Source organism: Herbaspirillum sp., assembly GCF_017744395.1.
In the GTDB taxonomy this organism is placed as follows: domain Bacteria; phylum Pseudomonadota; class Gammaproteobacteria; order Burkholderiales; family Burkholderiaceae_D; genus Herbaspirillum.
The window spans coordinates 342,753-363,763 of the sequence record NZ_JAGIBI010000002.1 but is presented as its reverse complement, the minus strand read 5'-3'; the positions used below and the strand labels follow the sequence as shown (position 1 = coordinate 363,763).

Annotated in this window: 20 protein-coding genes and 1 riboswitch; of the genes, 9 read left to right on the top strand and 11 right to left on the bottom strand. The window is 63.8% G+C overall.

The window, feature by feature from the left end:
* The first annotated feature begins 2 nt into the window (after positions 1-2).
* Positions 3-380, top strand: a complete 378-nt coding sequence (locus J7548_RS07540; RefSeq protein ID WP_290972598.1) for a hypothetical protein — start codon at positions 3-5, stop codon at positions 378-380.
* A 195-nt stretch (positions 381-575) separates the two neighbouring features.
* Here J7548_RS07540 and phhA read toward each other — a convergent pair whose 3' ends face one another.
* From phhA to J7548_RS07510, 6 genes are all read right to left on the bottom strand, one after another.
* A complete protein-coding gene (gene phhA / locus J7548_RS07535) occupies positions 576-1,457 on the bottom strand; it encodes a phenylalanine 4-monooxygenase (protein ID WP_290972595.1) in 882 nt (293 codons plus the stop codon).
* Positions 1,458-1,541: 84 nt separating this feature from the next.
* Positions 1,542-2,267, bottom strand: coding sequence for a GNAT family N-acetyltransferase (locus J7548_RS07530; protein WP_290972592.1), 726 nt, complete (start codon positions 2,265-2,267; stop codon positions 1,542-1,544).
* Between the two features lie 2 nt (positions 2,268-2,269).
* Positions 2,270-3,508, bottom strand: coding sequence for a multifunctional CCA addition/repair protein (locus tag J7548_RS07525; RefSeq protein ID WP_290973340.1), 1,239 nt, complete (start codon positions 3,506-3,508; stop codon positions 2,270-2,272).
* The gene (locus J7548_RS07520) at positions 3,508-4,209 is read right to left on the bottom strand and encodes a glutathione S-transferase family protein (RefSeq protein WP_290972588.1); all 702 of its coding nucleotides are present in this window, start codon (positions 4,207-4,209) and stop codon (positions 3,508-3,510) included. The genes J7548_RS07525 and J7548_RS07520 overlap by 1 nt, the downstream gene beginning before the upstream one ends.
* A gap of 53 nt (positions 4,210-4,262) precedes the next feature.
* Positions 4,263-5,231 (bottom strand): complex I NDUFA9 subunit family protein, encoded by a 969-nt coding sequence (locus tag J7548_RS07515; RefSeq protein ID WP_290972585.1) that lies wholly within the window; start codon positions 5,229-5,231, stop codon positions 4,263-4,265.
* Positions 5,232-5,284: 53 nt separating this feature from the next.
* Positions 5,285-7,267, bottom strand: a complete 1,983-nt coding sequence (locus J7548_RS07510; protein ID WP_290972582.1) for a lytic transglycosylase domain-containing protein — start codon at positions 7,265-7,267, stop codon at positions 5,285-5,287.
* Positions 7,268-7,304: 37 nt separating this feature from the next.
* Between J7548_RS07510 and J7548_RS07505 the strand changes: the two genes are divergently transcribed.
* Complete coding sequence (locus tag J7548_RS07505) at positions 7,305-7,907, top strand: 5-formyltetrahydrofolate cyclo-ligase (RefSeq protein ID WP_290972579.1); 603 nt, start codon at positions 7,305-7,307, stop codon at positions 7,905-7,907.
* Positions 7,908-7,986: 79 nt separating this feature from the next.
* Here J7548_RS07505 and metF read toward each other — a convergent pair whose 3' ends face one another.
* The 4 genes from metF to metK all read right to left on the bottom strand — a co-directional run bounded on the left by metF (position 7,987) and on the right by metK (position 12,134).
* A complete protein-coding gene (gene metF / locus J7548_RS07500) occupies positions 7,987-8,829 on the bottom strand; it encodes a methylenetetrahydrofolate reductase [NAD(P)H] (RefSeq protein WP_290972576.1) in 843 nt (280 codons plus the stop codon).
* Positions 8,829-9,182 (bottom strand): phage holin family protein, encoded by a 354-nt coding sequence (locus tag J7548_RS07495; RefSeq protein WP_290972573.1) that lies wholly within the window; start codon positions 9,180-9,182, stop codon positions 8,829-8,831. Before J7548_RS07495 ends, metF begins: the two co-directional genes overlap by 1 nt.
* An 81-nt stretch (positions 9,183-9,263) precedes the next feature.
* A complete protein-coding gene (gene ahcY / locus J7548_RS07490) occupies positions 9,264-10,685 on the bottom strand; it encodes an adenosylhomocysteinase (protein ID WP_290972570.1) in 1,422 nt (473 codons plus the stop codon).
* A 28-nt stretch (positions 10,686-10,713) separates the two neighbouring features.
* Positions 10,714-10,807, bottom strand: a riboswitch (S-adenosyl-L-homocysteine riboswitch).
* 163 nt (positions 10,808-10,970) lie between these two features.
* The gene (gene metK, locus J7548_RS07485; RefSeq protein WP_290972567.1) at positions 10,971-12,134 is read right to left on the bottom strand and encodes a methionine adenosyltransferase; all 1,164 of its coding nucleotides are present in this window, start codon (positions 12,132-12,134) and stop codon (positions 10,971-10,973) included.
* Between the two features lie 182 nt (positions 12,135-12,316).
* On the opposite strand from metK, the gene J7548_RS07480 reads away from it, so the two are divergent.
* Genes J7548_RS07480 through dapF form a run of 3 tightly spaced genes read left to right on the top strand, consistent with a single transcriptional unit; the run spans position 12,317 to position 14,966 of the window.
* Entirely contained in the window at positions 12,317-13,192 is an 876-nt protein-coding gene (locus tag J7548_RS07480; protein WP_366005124.1) for a lysophospholipid acyltransferase family protein, read from the top strand.
* On the top strand, positions 13,189-14,076 hold the full coding sequence (locus J7548_RS07475; RefSeq protein WP_290972564.1) for a lipid A biosynthesis acyltransferase: 888 nt from the start codon (positions 13,189-13,191) through the stop codon (positions 14,074-14,076). The genes J7548_RS07480 and J7548_RS07475 overlap by 4 nt, the downstream gene beginning before the upstream one ends.
* Positions 14,077-14,105: 29 nt before the next feature.
* Complete coding sequence (dapF, locus tag J7548_RS07470) at positions 14,106-14,966, top strand: diaminopimelate epimerase (protein ID WP_290972562.1); 861 nt, start codon at positions 14,106-14,108, stop codon at positions 14,964-14,966.
* Positions 14,967-15,050: 84 nt separating this feature from the next.
* Here the strand turns inward: dapF and J7548_RS07465 are convergent, their stop codons facing one another.
* A complete protein-coding gene (locus J7548_RS07465; protein ID WP_290972560.1) occupies positions 15,051-16,670 on the bottom strand; it encodes a hypothetical protein in 1,620 nt (539 codons plus the stop codon).
* A 367-nt stretch (positions 16,671-17,037) separates the two neighbouring features.
* Between J7548_RS07465 and J7548_RS07460 the strand changes: the two genes are divergently transcribed.
* From J7548_RS07460 to J7548_RS07445, 4 genes are all read left to right on the top strand, one after another.
* A complete protein-coding gene (locus J7548_RS07460) occupies positions 17,038-18,264 on the top strand; it encodes a porin (RefSeq protein WP_290972524.1) in 1,227 nt (408 codons plus the stop codon).
* Between the two features lie 306 nt (positions 18,265-18,570).
* Entirely contained in the window at positions 18,571-19,239 is a 669-nt protein-coding gene (locus J7548_RS07455) for a DUF484 family protein (RefSeq protein WP_290972522.1), read from the top strand.
* Between the two features lie 76 nt (positions 19,240-19,315).
* Complete coding sequence (locus tag J7548_RS07450) at positions 19,316-20,305, top strand: tyrosine recombinase XerC (RefSeq protein WP_290972519.1); 990 nt, start codon at positions 19,316-19,318, stop codon at positions 20,303-20,305.
* Positions 20,306-20,438: 133 nt separating this feature from the next.
* Complete coding sequence (locus J7548_RS07445; RefSeq protein WP_290972517.1) at positions 20,439-21,011, top strand: transcriptional repressor; 573 nt, start codon at positions 20,439-20,441, stop codon at positions 21,009-21,011.

Below are 21,011 nucleotides of genomic sequence, written 5' to 3'. Positions count from 1 at the left end.
CCGTGCCAAAAATCGTGTTCTTGGTTTCACATGCGCCCGTGCTGCCGGGCTTAGTGTGGGCCTGGCCGCGCTGGCAATCAAAACGCCGGCGCCTTGTGGGCGCTGGTTTTATTTCTATTTATGAAATCAAGGTAGCACAACGATGGGAGGCCCGCTACGCGCGTCGCAGCAGGGCTTCCGGCGGTTTTGGGCGTTCTTTTGGCAAGCCGGAAACAATTCCGCAAGTCCTGCGGAAAGAAGGAGTTTGCAAAGAAGAAAATGCCGGAAAGGGCCAAACAACAATATTTCCGGCTGTCAAAAAACAGGCGGGGTGTTACAAGCGAAGCGCGAATGTAACAACCGGTAAAAGGAATTGGACTGGCGGCGCGGCGGGCGTTTAATAAGACTCACTTGAACAGCGATTGATTGGTATCCATTCTCTGTGCAAGGTTCCTCCCCTCTAGTGTTGAAAGCACCACTAGCTCAACGGATCTGGCCTCCCCTGTCAGATCCGTTTTTTTATTCCCCTTCGCTGAACGCACGCATCCGCCACCCCGGCGAAAGCCGGGATGGCGGTGGTAGCGGATGGCACAAGTTCAGCGATTGGCCGGCAGGTTGGTCTCGCCCGCCAGCAAGGTATCGGCCGGCAGCGCCTCCTGCGCTTTCAGCCGATCGTAAAGCGGCGTGAAGTCGGGCGCGGTGTCGTGGAACAGTTGCTCGAAATCACGGATCACGAAATAGGTTTCCTGGTACGAATCGATCTTGTACAGCGTACGCATGATGCGCTCGACCTGGAACGGGATGCGGCGCGGCTGGCCGCTGGAGAGGCAATACTCGACCTCGCCGCCCGAAGACAGGATGCCGGCGCCGTAGATGCGTAGCCCCTGCTCGCTCTGGATCAGGCCAAACTCGATGGTGTACCAGTACAGGCGCGCCAGGTAGGCAAGGCCGTCCAGCTTGAGCGCCTTCAGGCCGCCCTTGCCGTATTCCTGCAGGTGATCGGCGAAGATCGGGTTGAACAGCAGCGGCACATGGCCGAAAAAGTCGTGGAACACATCGGGTTCGACGATGTAGTCGAACTCATGCTCTTCGCGCAGCCAGACCGTCACCGGAAAGCGGCGGTTGGCCAGGTGCTCGAAGAAGGTCTGGTCCGGCACCAGGCCGGGCACCGCCACCAGCTGCCAGCCGGTGGCCTTGTACAAGGCTTCGGTGGTGCGGTCGAAACGCGGGATGCCTTGCGCGACGTCGAGCGCCTTCAGGCTGTCGATGAAGACGTCGCAGGCGCGGCCCGGGATCAGCCTGGCCTGGCGTTCGTACAGGCGGCGCCAGCGGGCATGCTGCTCCGGGGTATAGCTGTTCCAGCTCTGCGCCACCACGTAGTTGGCGTCAGCCTGGCTGTAGTCGCCGCGCAATGCGCCGCTGTCGGATTTTGTCGCGACAGTGGCGAAAAAGTCGTCGGTGTTGGGATTGGTGCTCATGGCAAATCCGTTTTCAAGGTGAGACGCATATTATGCGCCGCATTGCGCCACAGGTCATGTGGGCAAGGCCTTGTGCGGGCCGGATCAAGGCTTGCCGCCGCTCCCGTTTCCCTTGCCGCCGATGCCCGTCACGCGCGCTCCCCATTTGAGCAATGCCTTGAAGTTGGCCTTGACGATGTAGTCCAGCATGGCGGCCTGCTCCTCCATCGCTTCCTGGAACACGGTGGCCGAATTGGCGGGGCTGATCTTGAGGTAGGCATCAGCCTCGCCATAGTCGCGGTGGATGTCCATGCCGGCCTTCTTGGCGATGTGCAGCATCACCTTGTTGGACGACAGGCAGTGCATGTAGAGCGTATCGACGTCGGCATTGCGGCAATGCATGGCCGCGCGCTGGAACAATTTGGTGCCCACGCCCAGGCCACGCGCGGCGGCCGAAACGGAGACGCCGAACTCGGCCACCACCGGCTTGATGGTGGCGCCGCTGATGCGCGAACTCTCGCGCGGCGCGAAGGCCAGGTGGCCTACGCCCAGCAGGCGCAGCCTGCGGTCGTACACGCCGAACACGGTGTCGCGCGCGAAGTCGATGTTCTCCACGTAGCGGGTCACCATGTCGTCGGACAGCTTGGAGCCGAAGCGCAGCAGCCGGTCCGGGTCTTCCAGCGCCAGGAAATGGCGCAGCAGGTGGCGGCGCGACTTCGGCGACAACTCCTTGACGAACACCATCGGCCGCTCGGCCTTGAGCGGCGCGTCGCCGCCGGCATCCGGCCTGCCGCCCAGGCGCTTGAGCCAGGAGAAAAGGGAATTGGCCATATTCAGTCCGGCTCCGCTGGCCGATGGGTGGTAACGAACGCTTCCACTTGCGCGCTGCGCGCGGCATGGATCGCTTCGGGAATCTTTTGCGGCTGCGCCTGGTGCTGGCTCGCGATGGCGCCGGCATCGATGCCTTGCGCCGCCTTCAGCGCCCCCTCCAGGTAAGCGGCCTGCGGAAAGGGCTCGTCTTCGAAACCGGTGCGGCCGCGGTGGTCGCATTCGGATGCGCGCAGCATGTCGACGAAGCGCTGCGGCTTGCGGAAGGCGTCGCAGCGCGAGAACAGCGTCACCAGCGTGGCCGGGCGCATCTCGAAGGCGCGGCCGACATTGCCGTGTTCGCGCGCGGTCATCAGCGCCAGGTCGCGGCAGTCGCCCGGCGCCTTCAGGCGCGCGCAGACCTGTTCGGCCAGTTGCACGCTACGCGCTTCGTGGCCATGGTGGCGCGGCCACATTTCGGGCGGCGTGGCGCCTTTGCCGAGGTCGTGCATCAATACGGCGAAACGGATCGGCAAGGCATGGCCTTGCGCTGCGGCCCAGTCGATGGCCAGCATCACATGCACGCCGGTGTCGATCTCGGGATGCCATTTTTCCGGTTGCGGCACGCCCCACAGGGCATCCAGCTCGGGGATGATGCGCGCCAGCGCGCCGCAGCCACGCAGCACCTCGAACATGCGCGAGGGTTTCGCCTCCATCAAGCCGCGCGCGATTTCCTGCCAGACACGCTCCGGCACCAGCGCATCGACCTCGCCCTCCTCCACCATGCGCCGCATCAGCGCATTGGTTTCCGGCGCCACGGTGAAATCGGCGAAACGGGCGGCGAAACGCGCCACGCGCAGGATGCGTACCGGATCCTCGATGAAGGCGTCGGAGACATGGCGGAAGATGCGGCGTTCGATATCCGCCTGGCCGTGATAAGGATCGACCAGCGTGCCATCCTCGTCCTGGGCGATGGCGTTGATGGTGAGGTCACGCCGCGCCAGGTCATCTTCCAGAGTAACGTCGGGCGCGGCATGGAAAGCGAACCCCTTGTAACCGGGCGCGGTCTTGCGCTCGGTGCGCGCCAGCGCGTACTCCTCGTGGGTATCGGGATGCAGGAATACCGGGAAATCCTTGCCCACCGGACGGAAGCCCTGCGCCAGCATCTCTTCGGGCGTGGCGCCGACCACCACGTGGTCGCGGTCCTTCACCGGCAGGCCGAGCAGGCCGTCGCGCACTGCGCCGCCGACGGTGTAGGTCTTCATCATTTGTGGCCGGGCAGGATTTCCTTCTCGGCCAGGGCCTCGGCAATCCAGCGCGCCACGGCCGGATGCTCCCTGACGCGGTCGGCATAGGCTTGCAGCGCCGGCGCCAGCGGCACCTGGTAGCTGGTGAAGCGCATCACCACCGGCGCATAGAAGGCGTCGGCGATCGAGAAGTCGCCGAACAGGAATTCATGGTGGCCGAACTGCGACAGGCACTCTTCCCAGATCTCGCAGACGCGGCCGATGTCGGCCTGCGCCTCGGGCGTGCGTCCCTGGCCCGGATAGCGGCCGCGGATGTCCATGCTCATGGCGCTGCGCAGGCCGGTGAAACCGGAGTGCATCTCGGCGCTGATGCTGCGCGCGATGGCGCGCGCGTCGGTGCGCGCCGGCCACAGGCCGCGCTCGGGAAACTGCTCGGCCAGGTATTCGCAGATGGACAGCGAATCCCAGATCGCCATGTCACCGTCCAGCAAGACCGGCACCCGGCCAGAGCCGCTATAGCGGGCGATCTCGGCAGCGGTGTCGGGCTGGTCCAGCAGCACCCGCACTTCCTTGAAAGGGATGTCGAACGCAGTCATCGCCACCCACGGGCGCATCGACCACGACGAGTAATTCTTGTTGCCGATCACCAGCGTCGGCATATGGCGGCCGGCCTTGCGCAGCGTTTCGGACAATACCGGATCGAGTTCTGTGTCTTGCATAAAGGCTCTTTTCTTGGGATCGAAAAATGGCGCGAACGTTTTGGAACCTGTTCTTAGCGCCTTGCGTTGCTGCGGAACGTATCGAACTGGCGCTGCGGATTGTACGGCGCCAGGCAGGCCGGCGCGACCGCTTCCAGCGCCGTCGGGACCAGCTCCAATTCCGGCGCGATGCGGGTGGACATGACATTGTCCACCCGCATCGAGGCGACATTGTCGCGGCTCATCAGCTTGCCCGGCAAGCGTTCCAGCATCCAGGCCTGCAACAGGCCCAGCGCCGGCGGCAAAGCCACGATGGGACGCCGATGTCCGCTGTACCAGCCCGCCAGTTGCACCAGTTCGCGCAAGCTGTACTGCCGCGGTCCGCCCAGCTCATATATCTTGCCGCCCACATGCGGCAGTGTAACCGCCTTGCCAAAAGCCTGCGCAACGTCGCCCACGTACACCGGCTGGAAGCGCGCCTGCGCACTGCCCAGCGGGATCACCGGGAAGCGCTTCTGCAGGCCGGCGAACAGGTTGAGGAAATGGTCGCCCTCGCCGAACACGACCGAAGGCCGGAAGACGGCGACTTCCACCCCGGGCGCCGCCAGCGCCTCGCGCTCGCCGGCCGCCTTGGAACGCAGGTACATCGACGGCCCGTTCGCATCGGCGCCCAGCGCGCTCATGTGCAGGTAGCGCGGCACGCCATGCCGCGCGCAAGCGGCGGCGATGCGGCGCGGCAGGATCACATGCTGCCGCTCGAAATCCGCGCCGTAAGGCTGGCCGCCGCGCGCCGGGCGCGAATGCAGGATGCCCACCAGGTTGATCACCACGTCCGCCTCGGCCACCAGTTGCGACAGCATCGCGTCATCGTGGATATCCGCCTGCACCACCGACACTACCGGCGACACCAGCAGGTGCTTGGCGCGCTCGTAGCGGCGGGTCGGCACCATGACGCGGCAATCGGTGGCGCCGCCCAGCAGTTGCACCAGCCGCGTGCCGATGAAGCCTGAGCCGCCGACGACGAGAATCTTGCGTACTGCCATGCTGCACCTCCTGTAGCCCTGCACCGCCGGCGTCGCGGCGGAACAGGTTCGAATCAGGGCAGGTCGGTGGCTACGTTGGAATTAGGCGCCACCGTGCCCATGCGTTGCTTGAGCGATTGCGGACGGTTCTCGAACATGGCCGCATAGTACGTCGCATTGGACATCACGTTCTTGACATAGCCCCGGGTTTCGTTGAACGGGATGATCTCGGCGAAGATCGCCCCCTCGACCGTGCGCGGCAGCGTCGAGCGCCAGGTGCGCGGGCGGCCCGGCCCGGCGTTGTAGCCGGCGGTGGCCAGCGTTTCCGAGCCGTCCAGGTTGTTCAGCACCATGCCGAGATAGCTGGTGCCCAACAGCAGGTTGGTATTGATGTCGTTGACCTGGTCGGAGGTGAATTCGGTCATGCCGATCTTCTTGGCGACGAACTTGGCGGTAGCCGGCATCAATTGCATCAGGCCGGAAGCGCCGACGTGCGAACGAGCGCTCTTGATGAAGCGCGACTCCTGGCGGATCAGGCCGTAGACCCAGGCATTCTCCATCCCCAGCGGACGCGTGGCCGCGTTCATCTCGGTCAGGTGCGGCGCCGGGAAGCGCTGAGTGAAGTCGAACTCGGAACGGGTGCGGTCGGACGTATTGACCATACGGTCCAGCACGTCGTTCTGGCGCGCATACTCGGCCACGGCCAGCAGCTGGCGGTCGCTCATCTTGCGCAGTTCCCAGTTCCATTCGCGGATCGCCTCGTAGCGCAGGTTGAGCTGGTAGAACTTGAGCGAACGCTTGAAACCGGCATTTTGCGAATAGACGGCGATCTCGCCGGCCGTCGGCGGCGTCGGGCCGGGCGGGATGGTGATCTTCTGGCCCAGCTCCTCCAGCGCCAGCTGGCCGTAGAAACTGAAGTTGGCGGAGATCGATTCGAACAGGCGGCGCGCGGCCTCGTTCTGGCCGTCCTCTTTCAGCGCGCGGCCGAGCCAGTAGACCCAGGTGATGTCGTTGCGCAGCGCCGCGGGCATGCCTTCGATGGTGCTGCGCACGGTCTTCCAGTCTCCTGCGCGCAGCGCCATGCGCGCCTTCCATTGCATCGCGTCCTGCGTCAGCGGCGCATCCTTGGCGCGGCGCCAGTAGTCCAGCGCTTCCGGCGCCAGCTTGTAGGAAGCCGCCAGCGCGATCTGCGCCCAGCCTTGCGCGATTTCCTGCGCCGTCATCTGGCGCCCGCGGTCGCTGAGATAGCTCGCGGCCTGGGCCGGATTGCTCTTGGCGATACGGCCCAGCGCGATAATATAGAGCTGATGGTTGGCGGCGCCGCTGCCGGGGCCCTTGGCCAGCATCAGCGCGGGCTTGTCCATGACCTGCTGCACGGTGGCGTCGCCGCTGTCGACCAGCACCGAGGCGCGGCGCGCGACAGTGGTGTTGCCATTCTCGGCGGCCTGGCGGATCTGGAACCAGACGTCGGCGTCGCTGAACTGGCCGTTCTGCGCCAGCGTGGCGATCAGGTCGCTGCAGCCCTGGCCGTAATCCTTGGGCGTCACCAGCAGCGCGCGCGCCTCGTCGGCGACGTTGGCTCCCTTGAGCGCGCGCGAGTTGAGGGCGAAGCATTTGACCTGCACGTCGTCGTCCAGTACGAACTTCGGATATTGCTCGTCGAACAAGGCCCAGTTGCCGGTCTTGCCCAGCGCCAGCAGCCAATCGTTGCGCAGGCGGTCGACCAGGGCCTGGCCTTCGTAGCGGGCCATGAAGTCGCGGATCTCCTGCTCGCTGGCGGAATAGTCACGCACGCGCGGTTTGAGCCGATAATAGTCGACGTACGACTGCAGCTCGTAACCCGACAGGCGCCCCGCCAGGTCCTGCGCCAGCGCTCCGTTGTCGCTGGCGGCGGCCTGGCGCAGCGCCAGGAAGATGTCGTCCGGGGAAGCGTCGGGCGCAAGGCGCTTCTGCGCCTGGGCTTCGGGAACGAGGCCGAAGCCCGCGCCGATGGCCACGGCCAGGGAAACTGCCAGCGGACGCAGGCATTTGCCGAACAAATAATTCTTCAGGCGCATTCTTGTACAACCTACTGTGAATAAGACAACGGAACAGATGACGACGCCAAGCATAGCATGCGGCACCCACGCGCCGGACCGGGAAAAAGCCCTGGAAAAGCAGTTCAAGACCGCCTTGCGCGCCGACCTGCTGGCGCGCCGCAAAGCCTTGGATACGCACGGCAAGGCGGTCTCGGACGAACTGATCGGCCGCCGCGTGCTGGCCTGGTGCCTGTCGCACGGCATCGCCAGCCTCGGCGTCTACCATCCCATCCGCGGGGAACCGGATCTCCTTGCCGCTTATAACGCGCTGGTCGCGCGCGGGGTGCACTTGTCGTTGCCGATTGTGGCCGCCCGGGAGGCGCCCCTGGAATTTCGCCGCTGGCTGCCAGGAGAACCACTGAAAAAAGATGCGCTGGGAACGCTGGTGCCCGGCGAAGAGGCGCCGCTGGTACAGCCGCAGGCGCTGTTGGTGCCCTGCGTCGGTTTCAATGCCGCCGGCATGCGCCTGGGTTATGGCGGCGGATATTACGACCGTACGCTGGCAGGCCCGCACCGTCCGCTGGCGGTAGGGGTGTGTTATGGCTTCGGATTGGTCGAGTTCGCTGCCGAAGCGCATGACATGCCGCTCGACCTGGTGCTGACCGATGCCGTCGAATAGGCACGGCGGATGAAACGGCAATAAAAAAATCCGGACATCTGTCCGGATTTTTTATTGCTACTTCAGTTTCCCGCCAGCCTTACTTGACCAGGCGTTGCCAGATCGCCTGCGTCGGCGCGGCCTGGTTGAGCGAATAGAAATGCAGGCCAGGCGCGCCGCCGGCCAGCAGGCGTTCGCACAACTGGCTCACCACATCCAGCCCGAAAGCGCGGATCGAGTCGACGTCGTCGCCGTAGCTGGCTAGCTTCAGGCGTATCCAGCGCGGGATTTCCGTGCCGCACATGTCCGAGAAACGCACCAGTTGCGAGTAGTTGGTGATGGGCATGATGCCGGCGATGACCGGCACATCGGCGCCCAGCTTGGCGGCATCTTCCACGAAGCGGAAATAGGCATCCGCGTTGTAGAAGTATTGCGTGATGGCCGAATCGGCGCCGGCCTTCACCTTGCGCGCGTAGTTCTGCACATCGTCCTGCGGCGACTTGGCCTGCGGGTGCATCTCGGGATAGGCCGCCACTTCGATGTGGAACCAGTCGCCGGTCTCGGCCCGCACGAACTCGACCAGTTCGTTGGCGTAACGGAATGCGCCGGCTTCCTGGCTCAGCGCGCCATAGCCGCTGGGCAAATCGCCGCGCAGCGCCACCAGGCGCTTGACGCCGTTGGCCTTGTAGTCGTTCAGGATGGCGCGCAGGCTGTCGCGCGAGCTGCCGATGCAGGACAGGTGCGGCGCCGCATCGTGGCCTTCGCCGATGATGTCCAGCACGGTGTCGCGGGTACCCTGCTGGGTCGAGCCGCCGGCGCCGAAGGTCACCGAGAAGTACTTGGGCTGCAATTCAGCCAGCTTGGCGCGCGTGGCGCGCAGCTTTTCCGTCCCCTCCGGCGTCTTGGGCGGGAAGAACTCGATACTGAAATTATGCTTGCTCATTATTTATTCGATCCGGATTTCAGCAACAGCGTGGACAAGGCCCAGGACACGATGCTGTAGAGCAGCGCGCCGCCGACCGCCGACCAGAAACCGGCGACATGGAAACCGCCCACCAGTTGCGCCACCACCCAGAACATCAGGCCGTTGATGATGAGGATGAACAGGCCCAGCGTGAGCAGGGTCACCGGCAGCGTCAGCACCACCAGGATCGGGCGCACGATGGTGTTGACGAAACCGAGGATCAGCGCGGCCACCAGCGCCGAGCCGAAACTGTCGACCTGCACCGAGTGCATCAGGTAGGGAACGGCCAGCAGGGCCAGGGCATTGATCAGCCAGGTCAGCAACAGCATCATGATGGCAATTCCTTTCGGTTCGGGCCTTGTCGCAAAAATAAGAAGGAGCCCGGCAACAGACAGGCCGGGCTCCGCCGCCGATCAGTAGCGGTAGTGGTCGGCTTTGTACGGGCCTTCCACCTTGACGCCGATATAGGCCGCCTGTTCCGGGGTGAGCGTCGACAGCTGGGCATTGAGCTTCTTCAACTGCAGGCGCGCGACCTTCTCATCCAGGTGCTTGGGCAGCGTGTAGACGCCGACCGGGTAGTTCTTGGTGTTCACGAACAGTTCGATCTGGGCGATGGTCTGGTTGGCGAACGACGAGCTCATCACGTAGGACGGGTGGCCGGTGGCGCAGCCCAGGTTGACCAGGCGGCCTTCGGCCAGCAGGATGATGCGCTTGCCGTCCGGGAAGATCACGTGGTCGACCTGCGGCTTGATGTTTTCCCAGGTGTACTGCTTCAGGGCGGCGACTTCGATCTCGTTGTCGAAGTGGCCGATGTTGCAGACAATGGCCTGGTCCTTCATCTTCTTCATGTGCTCATGGGTGATCACATGGTAGTTGCCGGTGCAGGTGACGAAGATGTCGCCGTGTTCTGCGGCGTAATCCATGGTGACCACGCGGTAGCCTTCCATGGCGGCCTGCAGCGCGCAGATCGGGTCGATTTCGGTAACCCAGACTTGCGCCGACAGCGCGCGCAGCGCCTGCGCCGAGCCCTTGCCGACGTCGCCGTAGCCGGCCACGATGGCGACCTTGCCGGCCACCATCACGTCGGTGGCGCGCTTGATGCCGTCCACCAGCGATTCGCGGCAGCCGTACAGGTTGTCGAACTTGGACTTGGTGACCGAGTCGTTGACGTTGATGGCCGGGAAGGCCAGCTTGCCTTCCTTGTGCATCTGGTACAGGCGGTGCACGCCGGTGGTGGTTTCCTCGGTGACGCCCTTGATTTCCTTCAGGCGCTTGGAGTACCAGTTGGCGTCCTTGGCCAGGTAGCGCTTGATGGAGTTGTACAGGCAGACCGCCTCTTCCGAATCGGGCTTGTCCAGCACCGAGATATCCTTTTCCGCGCGCACGCCCAGGTGCAGCAGCACGGTGGCGTCGCCGCCGTCATCGAGGATCATGTTGGAATAGCCGCCGTCGGTCCATTCGAAGATGCGGTGGGTGTATTCCCAGTATTGGTCCAGGGTTTCACCCTTGATGGCGAACACCGGGGTGCCGTTGGCGGCGATGGCCGCGGCGGCGTGGTCCTGGGTCGAGTAGATGTTGCAGGAGGCCCAGCGCACCTTGGCGCCCAGCGCTTCCAGCGTCTGGATCAGCACGGCGGTCTGGATGGTCATGTGCAGCGAGCCGGTGATGCGCGCGCCCTTCAGCGGCTGGGAAGCGGCGAACTCTTCGCGGATCGCCATCAGGCCCGGCATTTCGGTCTCGGCGATCTTGATTTCCTTGCGGCCCCAGTCGGCCAGGCCGATGTCGGCGATGATGTAGTCTTGGGATGCGGTAGTCATGGTAACGGCGCTGTTCACGCCCTCCTTTCATAGAATCAGAAAAAAAGTAACGTGAGCGCGGTTGCCAGGCCCCTGGCGGGCGCCTGTTCACCACGAGCAAGCCTGGCAGGGATTTCCCTGTCGCAACGCTCCTTGCCGCGGTGAGGCATTGTGAGGTTTTACTGTCGGGCCTGGGCGCAATGCCCACATCCAGGCTTCGTGCGGATGGAAATCCGCGGGAGGTGCATTGTAGCGCGGGGCAGGCATTCGGCAAACCCCTTCCGGGATTCGCCGCTTGGCCGCCTGCCCCTCGCCGGTCGGGAATTACAGGCCGGCGGCGGCGCGCAGTGCTGCGGCCTTGTCGGTGCGCTCCCAGGTGAATTCCGGCTCTTCGCGGCCAAAGTGGCCGTAAGCGGCGGTCTTCGAATAGATGGGGCGCAGCAGGTCCAGCATCTGCACGATGCCCTTCGGACGCAGGTCGAAGTGCTCGCGCACCAAGTGCTCCAGCTGCTCGTCGGAAATCTTGCCGGTGCCGAAGGTAGTAACCATCACCGAGGTCGGCTTGGCGATGCCGATGGCGTAGGACACCTGGATCTGGCAGCGCTCGGCCAGGCCGGCGGCCACGATGTTCTTGGCCACGTAACGGCCGGCGTAGGCCGCCGAACGGTCGACCTTGGACGGATCCTTGCCGGAGAACGCGCCGCCGCCGTGCGGGGCTGCGCCGCCGTAGGTGTCGACGATGATCTTGCGGCCGGTCAGGCCGCAGTCGCCCTGCGGGCCGCCGATGACGAAGCGGCCGGTCGGGTTGATCAGGTAGCGGGTGTTCTTCAGCCACTCGGCCGGCAGCACCGGGCGGATGATGTCTTCGATCGCGGCTTCCTCGATGGCTTTGTGCTGCATCTCGGGCGAATGCTGGGTAGACAGCACGATAGTGTCGATTCCCACCGGCTTGCCGTCGACGTACTTCAGCGTGACCTGCGACTTGGCGTCCGGACGCAGCCAGGGCAGGCGGCCGTCCTTGCGCAGTTGCGACTGGCGCTCGACGATGCGGTGCGCGTAGTAGATCGCGGCCGGCATCAGTTCCGGGGTTTCGTTGCAGGCGTAGCCGAACATCAGGCCCTGGTCGCCGGCGCCCTGGTCGAGGTCGATGCCCTTGCCTTCATCCACGCCCTGGGCGATGTCTGGGGATTGCTTGTCGTAGGCGACCAGCACGGCGCAGCTCTTGTAGTCGATGCCGAAATCGGCGTTGTCGTAGCCGATGCGCTTGATGGTCTCGCGGGCGACGTCGATGTAGTCGACGTTGGCGCGGGTGGTGATTTCACCGGCCAGCACCACCAGACCGGTGTTGCACAGGGTTTCCGCGGCGACGCGGGATTGCGGGTCTTGGGTGAAGATGGCATCCAGGATCGCGTCGGAAATCTGGTCGGCCACCTTGTCGGGATGGCCTTCGGAGACGGATTCGGAGGTGAAGAGATATTCGTTGGACATGCTGCAGCCTCTAACATTAGTGATTAAACCCAGTCGCGGCCAATCCTTTGTCGAGCCTGCGACGCTTTAGCGATATTTGTACCCCGTCTCGCAAGTTGTCATTAACTCGACGGCATGTGCTATTTTACGCCTCTTGCAATTTTCTGCAATTTGACGGTTGTTTTCAGAGCCTGTTCACGCTCCTGTCCCTGTTATCGGCAAGTATGCTCGTTTCTTTATTCCGCCTGCTGTCTTTTTTTCCGTTGCCGGTTTTGCACGCCATCGGGCTGGCGATGGGCTGGCTGGTATTCCTGGCCTCGCCCTCCTACCGGCGCCGTTTCATCGACAACATCGAACGGGCCGGCCATCGTGCCCATCTATATAAAGCAGTCGGCGAAGCCGGGAAAGGCATGTTCGAACTGCCCTTCATCTGGTGCGCCACCCCCGGCCGGGTGCTGCGCACGGCCCGTATCGAGGGCTGGGAACTGGCCGGGAAGGCGCTGGACGCCAAATCCGGCCTGATTCTGCTCACCCCGCACCTGGGATGCTTCGAGATCACCGCGCAAGCCGTGGCGCTGCATACCCGGCTCAGCGCGCTGTACCGCCCGCCGCGCAAGGATGCGCTCAAGCCGCTGATCGAAGGTGCCCGGGCGCGCGCCAACCTGCATCTGGCCCCAGCCAACCTGGCCGGAGTGCGCATCCTGCTCAAGGCGCTCAAGAACGGCGAGGCGATCGGCCTGCTGCCCGACCAGGTGCCGCAGAACGGGGAAGGCGTCTGGGCCGAATTCTTCGGCAAACCGGCCTACACGATGACCTTGTCGGCCAAGCTGCACCAGATGAGCGGCGCGCCCATCGTCCTGGTCTATGCCGAGCGGCTGTCATGGGGACGCGGCTACGCCGTGCGCTTCGTGCCTTTCGAAGGCGAACTGGGCGATACCCCGCAACAACAGGCGCGCGCCATCAATGCAGCGATGGAAGCGCTGATCGCCCAGTGCCCGGCGCAATACATCTGGAGTTATAACCGCTACAAGGTGCCGCAGGGCGTGGCCAAGCCGGAAGAGACGGAGAGCAAGCAATGAGGGCCCTGATCGGACTCATGTGGCTGCTGCACTGGCTGCCGCTGCCCATCCTCGGCCGCCTGGGCAAGGCATTGGGTACGCTGCTCTATATGTATATGCGGCCGCGCCGGCGCATCACGCTGGTCAACCTGCGCATGTGCTTTCCCGACAAGACCGAAGAAGAGCGCCGCCGGATCGCGCGCGGGCATTTCCAGGCCTATGCCCGCAGCGCGCTGGAGCGCGGCGTGCTGTGGTGGGCTTCCGAGGCGCGCCTGAAGCGCCTGATCCAGGTCGAACCCGGCGTGCCATTCGATACGCTCAACAGCGGCCCCACCATCCTGCTGTGCCCGCATTTCGTCTGCCTGGAAATTCCCGGCATCGCCCTGGTGCTCAATTCGGACTATTCCGTCTGCACCATCTACGCCCGCCAGCAGAACAAGATCGTCGACGATGCGCTGCTCAAGGGCCGTTCGCGCTTCCGGCCGGTGACGCTGCTGTCCCGAGAGAAAGGCGTCAAGCCCATCATCCGCGCCATGCGCGACGGCCTGCCCTTCATCATGCTGCCGGACATGGATTTCGGCATCCGCGACGCCGAATTCGTCCCGTTCTTCGGCGTGCCGGCCGCCACCCTGACCGCCACGGCGCGCATCGCCGCCGCCACCGGCGCCAATGTAGTGCCGGTCATCACCACCTTCCTGCCTAACTACCGCGGCTGGAAGACCACTTTCTACCCGGCCTGGAAAGATTACCCCGGCGACGACATCGTGGCCGCCACCCGCCGCATGAACGCCTTCATCGAAGAGCGCGTGCGCGAAGCCCCATCCGAGTATTTCTGGGCGCACAAGCGCTTCAAGACCCGCCCTCCCGGCGAACCGGACCCTTATCGCCGCGACGCGCCCCTGTAAAGAAGCGGCCCTGTCCATATAATGCTGTCATGAAGATCAAATTCACCAAGATGCATGGCGCCGGCAACGACTTCGTCGTGCTCGATGCCATCAATCAAGAGATTTCCCTCACGCCCGCGCAGTGGCAGTTCATCGCCGACCGCCGCTTCGGCATCGGCGCCGACCAGATGCTGGTGGTCGAAAAGGCCGCCGGCGCCGGCGTGGATTTCCGTTACCGCATCTACAACGCCGATGGCGGCGAGGTCGAGCAATGCGGCAACGGCGCGCGCGCCTTCGTCAAGTTCGTGACCGACAAGGGCCTGACCGGCAAGCGCTCGATCCGCGTCGAAACCATGTCCGGCATCATCGAGCCCCGGCTGGAGGACGATGGCCGCATCACGGTGGACATGGGCGCCCCGATCCTGGCGCCGGCCGACGTGCCGTTTGACAGCGCCGGTCTGGAAAGCCGCCAGGAAGGCCAGGATGCGCTCTGGCCGCTGGATGTTGCCGGCAAGACAAACTGGATTTCGGTAGTGTCGATGGGCAACCCACACGCGGTGCAGGTGGTTGCCGACAGCGAAGCGGCGCCGGTGCTGCAGGACGGCCCGCTGATCGAGCATCACCCGCGTTTCCCGCGGCGGGTCAACGCCGGTTTCATGCAAATCGTCGACCGCCACCATGTGAATCTGCGCGTGTATGAGCGCGGCGCCGGCGAAACGCTGGCCTGCGGCACTGGCGCCTGCGCCGCGGTAGTGGCAGGGATTCGCCGCGGCCTGCTGGATTCGCCCGTCGCCGTGCAAACCCATGGCGGCGTGCTGAGCATCGCCTGGCAAGGCCCCGGCCAGCCGGTGATGATGACCGGTCCGGCGGTGTCGGTGTTCGAAGGCGAGATCGACTTGCCGGACCAATAACCACAGCAGCCATAAACCGATTCCGGATAACAAAACGGCTTGCCACATCGGCAAGCCGTTTTGCATTGGAGCAAGGAAACCCGGTCAGACTTCCGCGCTTTGCTCGTCCATCTCTTCCGCGCCAGACTCTGCATCCGGCAACACTGTCTTCAGACGGTACAAGCGCTGCCGGTAATTGCCCTCCGGCCCGAGCGGCCCGCAGTCCACGTCTTCGAACAAGCGGCCGATGCGGTTGAGCGCGCCGCGCTCTTCGCCGGTCTCGACCATGATCAGGCGGCGCTTGCTGCGCGCATACTGGGCGCGGATGTCCACCATCAGGCAATGCCCGCAATCGGCCTGCTTGAGGTCGATCAACAAGGCTTCCGGCCGCGTCAGGCCGAACACGGTCGCCAATTCGATGCGCGCGGCCAGGAAGGGATAGGCATTGACCTGCTCGCGCGTCAGTTGCGCACGCGCCAGCACCGCCCATGGCGCGCTGCCGGGGCGGTCGGCGATCTTTTCCAGCAGGGACTGCGCCTGGGCGCTGCCCTGGGTCGCCGCCTTCTGCAGCCAGTACAGGGCGCGCACATCGTTGGCCGGGTCGTCGCGGCGGTTGCGCCAGGCCGTCACGCCGCACTCCAGCTGCGCCGCCATGTGCCCCATCTCCGCCGCACGCTCCAGGTAATGCTGCACATCGGCCAGGTTGCGCTGGGAAAACTCCGGCTTCAGGTAGATACGCGAGAGGGCGTACCAGGCGGCGGCCATCCCTTGCTCTCCGGCCAGCGTCAGCCAGCGGATCGCCTTCTTATAGTTAGCGGAGCCGCGCCCCGGGAAGCGCCGTTCGCCTTGCTCGTCCATCCGCCCGTACAGCAACCCCAATCCCAATTGGGCGTCGCGGTCCCCGGCCAAAGCGGCCAGCTCCAGCAATTGCTGGACATACAACAGGTTGGGCTGTGCCTCTTCCAGGCGCGCCTGCGCCAGGCGCCGCAACAACTGTATGTTCTGCCCGCCGAGGCTGGAGGCAAGCATCTCGGCCGGCGCATTCAATTGGGCGGCCAACGGCTCATATTGCCGCAGCAATGCGTCAGCCAAAGGCTGGGCGCGCTGGAGAAAGCCCGGGATATCCGACTGACGCCACGCGGCGTCGGCCAAGGCCTGCTGAGCCTGCTCGATACCGGCATCGGCCGCCCGTTGGGTCCACTGCCGAATTTCATCTTGCGGCTGGGCGACCTCAGCCGCCCGAGGCAGCGCTTGCGCACTGGCTGCCGCTTCTGCGCTCCCCGATGACAACGGCTGCACTTCATGGCTTTGCTGGGCCAGCAGCCACTGGGCATCCGGGTCGCCGTCGCGCGCCACCGCTTCCAATGCCCGGATTGCCTTGTTCTTGATATCTGCACCGGCCTGCGCAGCATTGCCCAATACCAGCCGGGCAAACACCAAGCCGGCCTTGCCCAGCCCGGCATCAAATGCCCGCTCGTACCAGACAGCCGCCTCCTGCGGCTTGGCCAAGGGAGCCACCACCTCATAGGGGATATGCTGGGCGATCAACATCCATGCATCCGCCAGGCCCTGGCGCGCGGCACGCTCCAGCCAGTGAAATGCCGTACCCGGACTTTGGGGCAAGCCGTTGCCGCCAAACAGGTAACGCTTGCCCAAAGCAAGCTGCGCCTCAGCCTGACCGGCCCGCGCAGCACGGATGATTGCGAGATCCTCTCGATTTGCCATCAGCCTTCCGCGATAGATCAGAAAACCAAAATTATGCCCTACAAATCATATTTTTTTAAAATTTGAAGGGAAACCACATAAATGCATCGTTTTAGCAACAAACCAGCATACGCGAGGTAACAGATCAAGTTTCGCCTACGGCAGTCGATAATAAGATGTCCTCCGCAAGCGAAAACCTGCCTCCAGAGCATCTTTCGCATAGAAAGCGTTTGAAAAAAACAACACTCGGGAACGAGTTTTGCGCTTTCAACCAAAATTCCAGCCGCCAAACGACCAATCTGCGGCCATGCCAAATGAGAACCCTTAATGTCTCACCATCCGACCAGAAGTACGGATCCTCAAGACTATTTTTATAGAAGGATGTCAAATGAAAAAATCTCTGCTGGCACTGGCCGTCCTCGGCGCGTTCGCAGGTGCTGCTCAAGCACAAAGCTCCGTTACTATCTACGGTATCGTTGATACCGGTATCGTTTACTCCAGCAAAGTCGCCACCGGCGGCACCGTTGGCAATGTTGCCACTGGCAGCCGTTTCCAACTGTCCTCCGGCAACGTCCAAGGCTCGCGCATCGGCTTCAAGGGCGTTGAAGATCTGGGCGGTGGCCTGAGCGCCGTGTTCAACCTGGAAACCGGTTTCGACAACGACACCGGCGCCCTGAACGGCCAAGACAAGAGCCCCGCTGGCACCACCAACCTGTTCCGTCGTAAGTCCGTGGTCGGCCTGCAAGGCGGCTTCGGTGCTGTTCTGCTGGGTCGTCAAACCGACTTCCTGGACGACTTGGGCGGCGCGCTGACCTCCGTTGGCGATTTCGGCGGCTGGACCGGTAACGTTGGCAACAACCTGAACCGTCTGGAAGGTACCCGTACCAACAACTCGATCCGTTACAACACCAACAACCTGGGTGGCTTCACCGGCAGCCTGATCTACGGCTTCGGCGAAACCGCTGGCCAGACCTCCGCTGGTCAATCGTTCGGTGCTGGCCTGAAGTATGAAAACGGTCCTCTGGCTCTGGGCGCCGCATACTACCAAGCCAAGGTCGGCAAGACCGCTTCCGACACTTCGCTGCTGAACAACACCAACCTTAACATCGTCGCTGATAACGTCGCTGGCATCCACGCCGGTGATATCGGTGTCAAGACCTTCGCCCTGAATGCGAAGTACACCTTCGGCAACGCTGCAGTGTACGGTGGCTGGAGCCGCACTAAGCAACCTTGGGCTACCGGCTCGAGCGTGGCTGCAATTGCTGACGTTACCAAGCCGACCACCTACATCATTGGCGGCCTGAACAACGACAAGACCGACACCTTCGAACTGGGTGGTTCCTACAACGTGAGCCCGGCTCTGAAGCTGATGGCCGCTATTGATTACTCGCGTATCAACTACGTTGCAAGCCCGGTCGCAGCTGACCCGTCGAAGGGCCGTCTGATCCAGTACAGCCTGGGCGCAGACTACTTCCTGTCGAAGCGCACCGACCTGTATGCCATGTTGGGCTTCCTGTCCGCCAAGGACACCCTGAACCCGGGCATCTCGGGTGGCACCACCGGTTCCGACAGCAACCAGACCGCTCTGGCAGTTGGTATCCGCCACAAGTTCTAATTTAAGGACCTGATCCCCGGCATGAAAATGCCGGTGTTCAATACTTGAGTTAAAACCGATTCGGGCTTGCATGAGCAATCATGCAAGCCCGTTTCTTATGCCCCGCCGCTTTATCCCCTTGGCCTCACGCCACTGATTCTACCCCGACAATATCCCGCCTGTAACTCCGGAAGAGCCCCTCCCAGCGATTGTCATCATTTCCGATAGCGAGGATAATCTCGCGATAATTCAGGCATTGCCGGTCGGCACGCAACTTCAGCATCCCCGCCCGCAAACTGCCGCAACACTCATACGAACACACTAGCGATGACCACCCAACTGGACTCCAATCTGATTGCCGAATACCTGCTTGACCACCCCGGCTTCTTCGAAGAGCATGCAGAGTTGCTGTCGACCATCAAATTGACCAGCCCGGTCATGGGCCGCGCCGTTTCCCTGCAGGAACGCCAGATGGAAGTCCTGCGCGAAAAGATCAAGGTGCAGGAGCTGCACATGGCCGACCTGATGCGCATCGCCCAGGAAAACGACGAGATCACCAGCAAGTTCCAGGCATGGACCCGTACCCTGCTGCTGGCGCGCAATGAACAAGACCTGCCGCGCACGCTGGCCGAGCAGTTGAAGGAAACCTTCCACGTGCCGCAGGTCACCGTGCGCCTGTGGAACCTGGCCGAAGCGCATGCCGCGCAATGGTTCACGCAATCGGTGTCGGAAGACGCGCAGATTTTCGCCAACGGCCTTTCCGCGCCGTTTTGCGGCCCCAACAAGGACTTTGAAGCGGCCGCATGGCTGGAAGACCCGGCTTCGGTCAAGTCGGTCGCGATCCTGCCGCTGCGCGTGGGCGCCTCGCCGGACTCGTTCGGCCTGCTGGTGCTGGGATCGGCCGATCCCAACCGCTTCACGTCGGACATGGGCACCGATTTCCTCTCCCGCATCGGTGAGACCGCCAGCGCGGCATTGGCCTGCCTGCTGCGCTGACGACCCGGCGCGCGGGCCCTTGTCCGCCGTTTCGCCACGCCCGGGCGGCGTGGCACAGCCTGAAGAATGAGCGTCGATGGATACCGCCCCGCAATCGTTGATTCAACAATACCTCGCCACCTTGCGCACCCAGCGCAAACTGTCCGCCCATACGACGGAAAACTACGGCCGCGACCTGCAGGAACTGCACAGCATGCTGTCCGCGCCGTCCGGCACGGCAACCGGCGCCCCGCCCCTCGATTTCCGCAGCATCAGCCAATTCCAGATCCGCAAATGCGCCGCGCAGTTGCACGCGCGCGGCCTGAATGCGCGCTCGATCTCGCGCAAATTGTCGGCCTGGCGCGGCTTTTTCGCCTGGCTGTCGATGGAAGTCGAGCTCAAGGCCAATCCGGTGGACGGCGTGAAGCCGCCCAAGAAAAGCAAGCCGCTGCCCAAGGCGCTGGCCGCCGATGACGCCATCCGGCTGGTGTCGCAAACCGATCCGGGCAAGGATCCCTCTTCCACGATGGCCGCCTGCAACCGCGCCATGTTCGAGCTGCTGTATTCGAGCGGGCTGCGCGTGTCCGAACTGGGAACGCTCGACATTGCCGATACCCGGGAAGGCGCTTACGAGTCGGCCGGCTGGATCGACCAGGAGAATGCCGAAGTCACCGTCACCGGCAAGGGCGGCAAAAAGCGCAAGGTGCCGGTGGGGCAAGCCGCCCTGCAAGCCATCGCCGACTGGCTGCCGATCCGCGCCGCGCTGGTCAGGCCCGATGCCGGCCCCGACCGGCATGCCCTGTTCCTGAGCGAACGCGGCACGCGCATGTCGCCGCGCGTCACCCAGCTGCGCCTGAAAACCCACGGCCAGGCGCTGGGCATGGCCAGCGATGTGCATCCGCACATGCTGCGCCACTCGTTCGCCTCCCATGTGCTGCAGAGCTCCGGCGACCTGCGCGCGGTGCAGGAAATGCTGGGCCATGCCTCCATCACCGCCACCCAGGTCTATACTGCCCTCGATTTCCAGCGGCTGGCGCAGGTCTACGACCAGGCCCACCCCCGCGCCAAGAAGAACGGCCCGAAATAGGCCTTGCCGCCGGCAGGAAACGCCGCCATGCATCGGCTAAAATAGAAGCTGAATCGGGAGTTGGCGCGCCGCTTCTTTCTTCGCCAGCCCCCGGCAAACCGAATTGCCCTAGTTGTCCCAAGTCGCTTCGTTAATGCCGTCCATGAAAGCCAAAGCCGCCGATCTCCCCGCCAGCAGCCACAGCCTCCAGGCTGCCGCCATGACCGCGTTGGCGGAAGCGCAACTGCGCGAGGCCGGCGTGCGCGTGACGCAGGCGCGCGTGAACGTATTGGGCGCGTTGCTGGAAACCCGCAGCGCCGCCTCGCACCAGGATATCCAGGACCGCTTCGCCGGCATGGATCGCGTCACCCTGTACCGCGCGCTGGACTGCCTGACCGAAGCCGGCCTGGCCCATAAGATCTCCAGCGACGACCGCATCTTCCGCTACAGCGCCGGCGCCGACCATCCCGAGCACGGCCTGCACGACCACACGCACGGCAAGCAACACCAGCACGGCCATTTCAAATGCACCCGCTGCGCGCGCGTATTCTGCCTGGATGCCAGCGACGGCACCGACTTCCTGGCCACCGTGCTGCCGGACGCCGACAAGCACCGCTCCACCGCCGCGCAACTGCAGTCGGCCCTGCGCAAGACGCTGGGCAAGGGCTTCCAGAGCCACGAAGTGGAATTGACCATCAAGGGCTGGTGCGCGGACTGCGCAGACTAA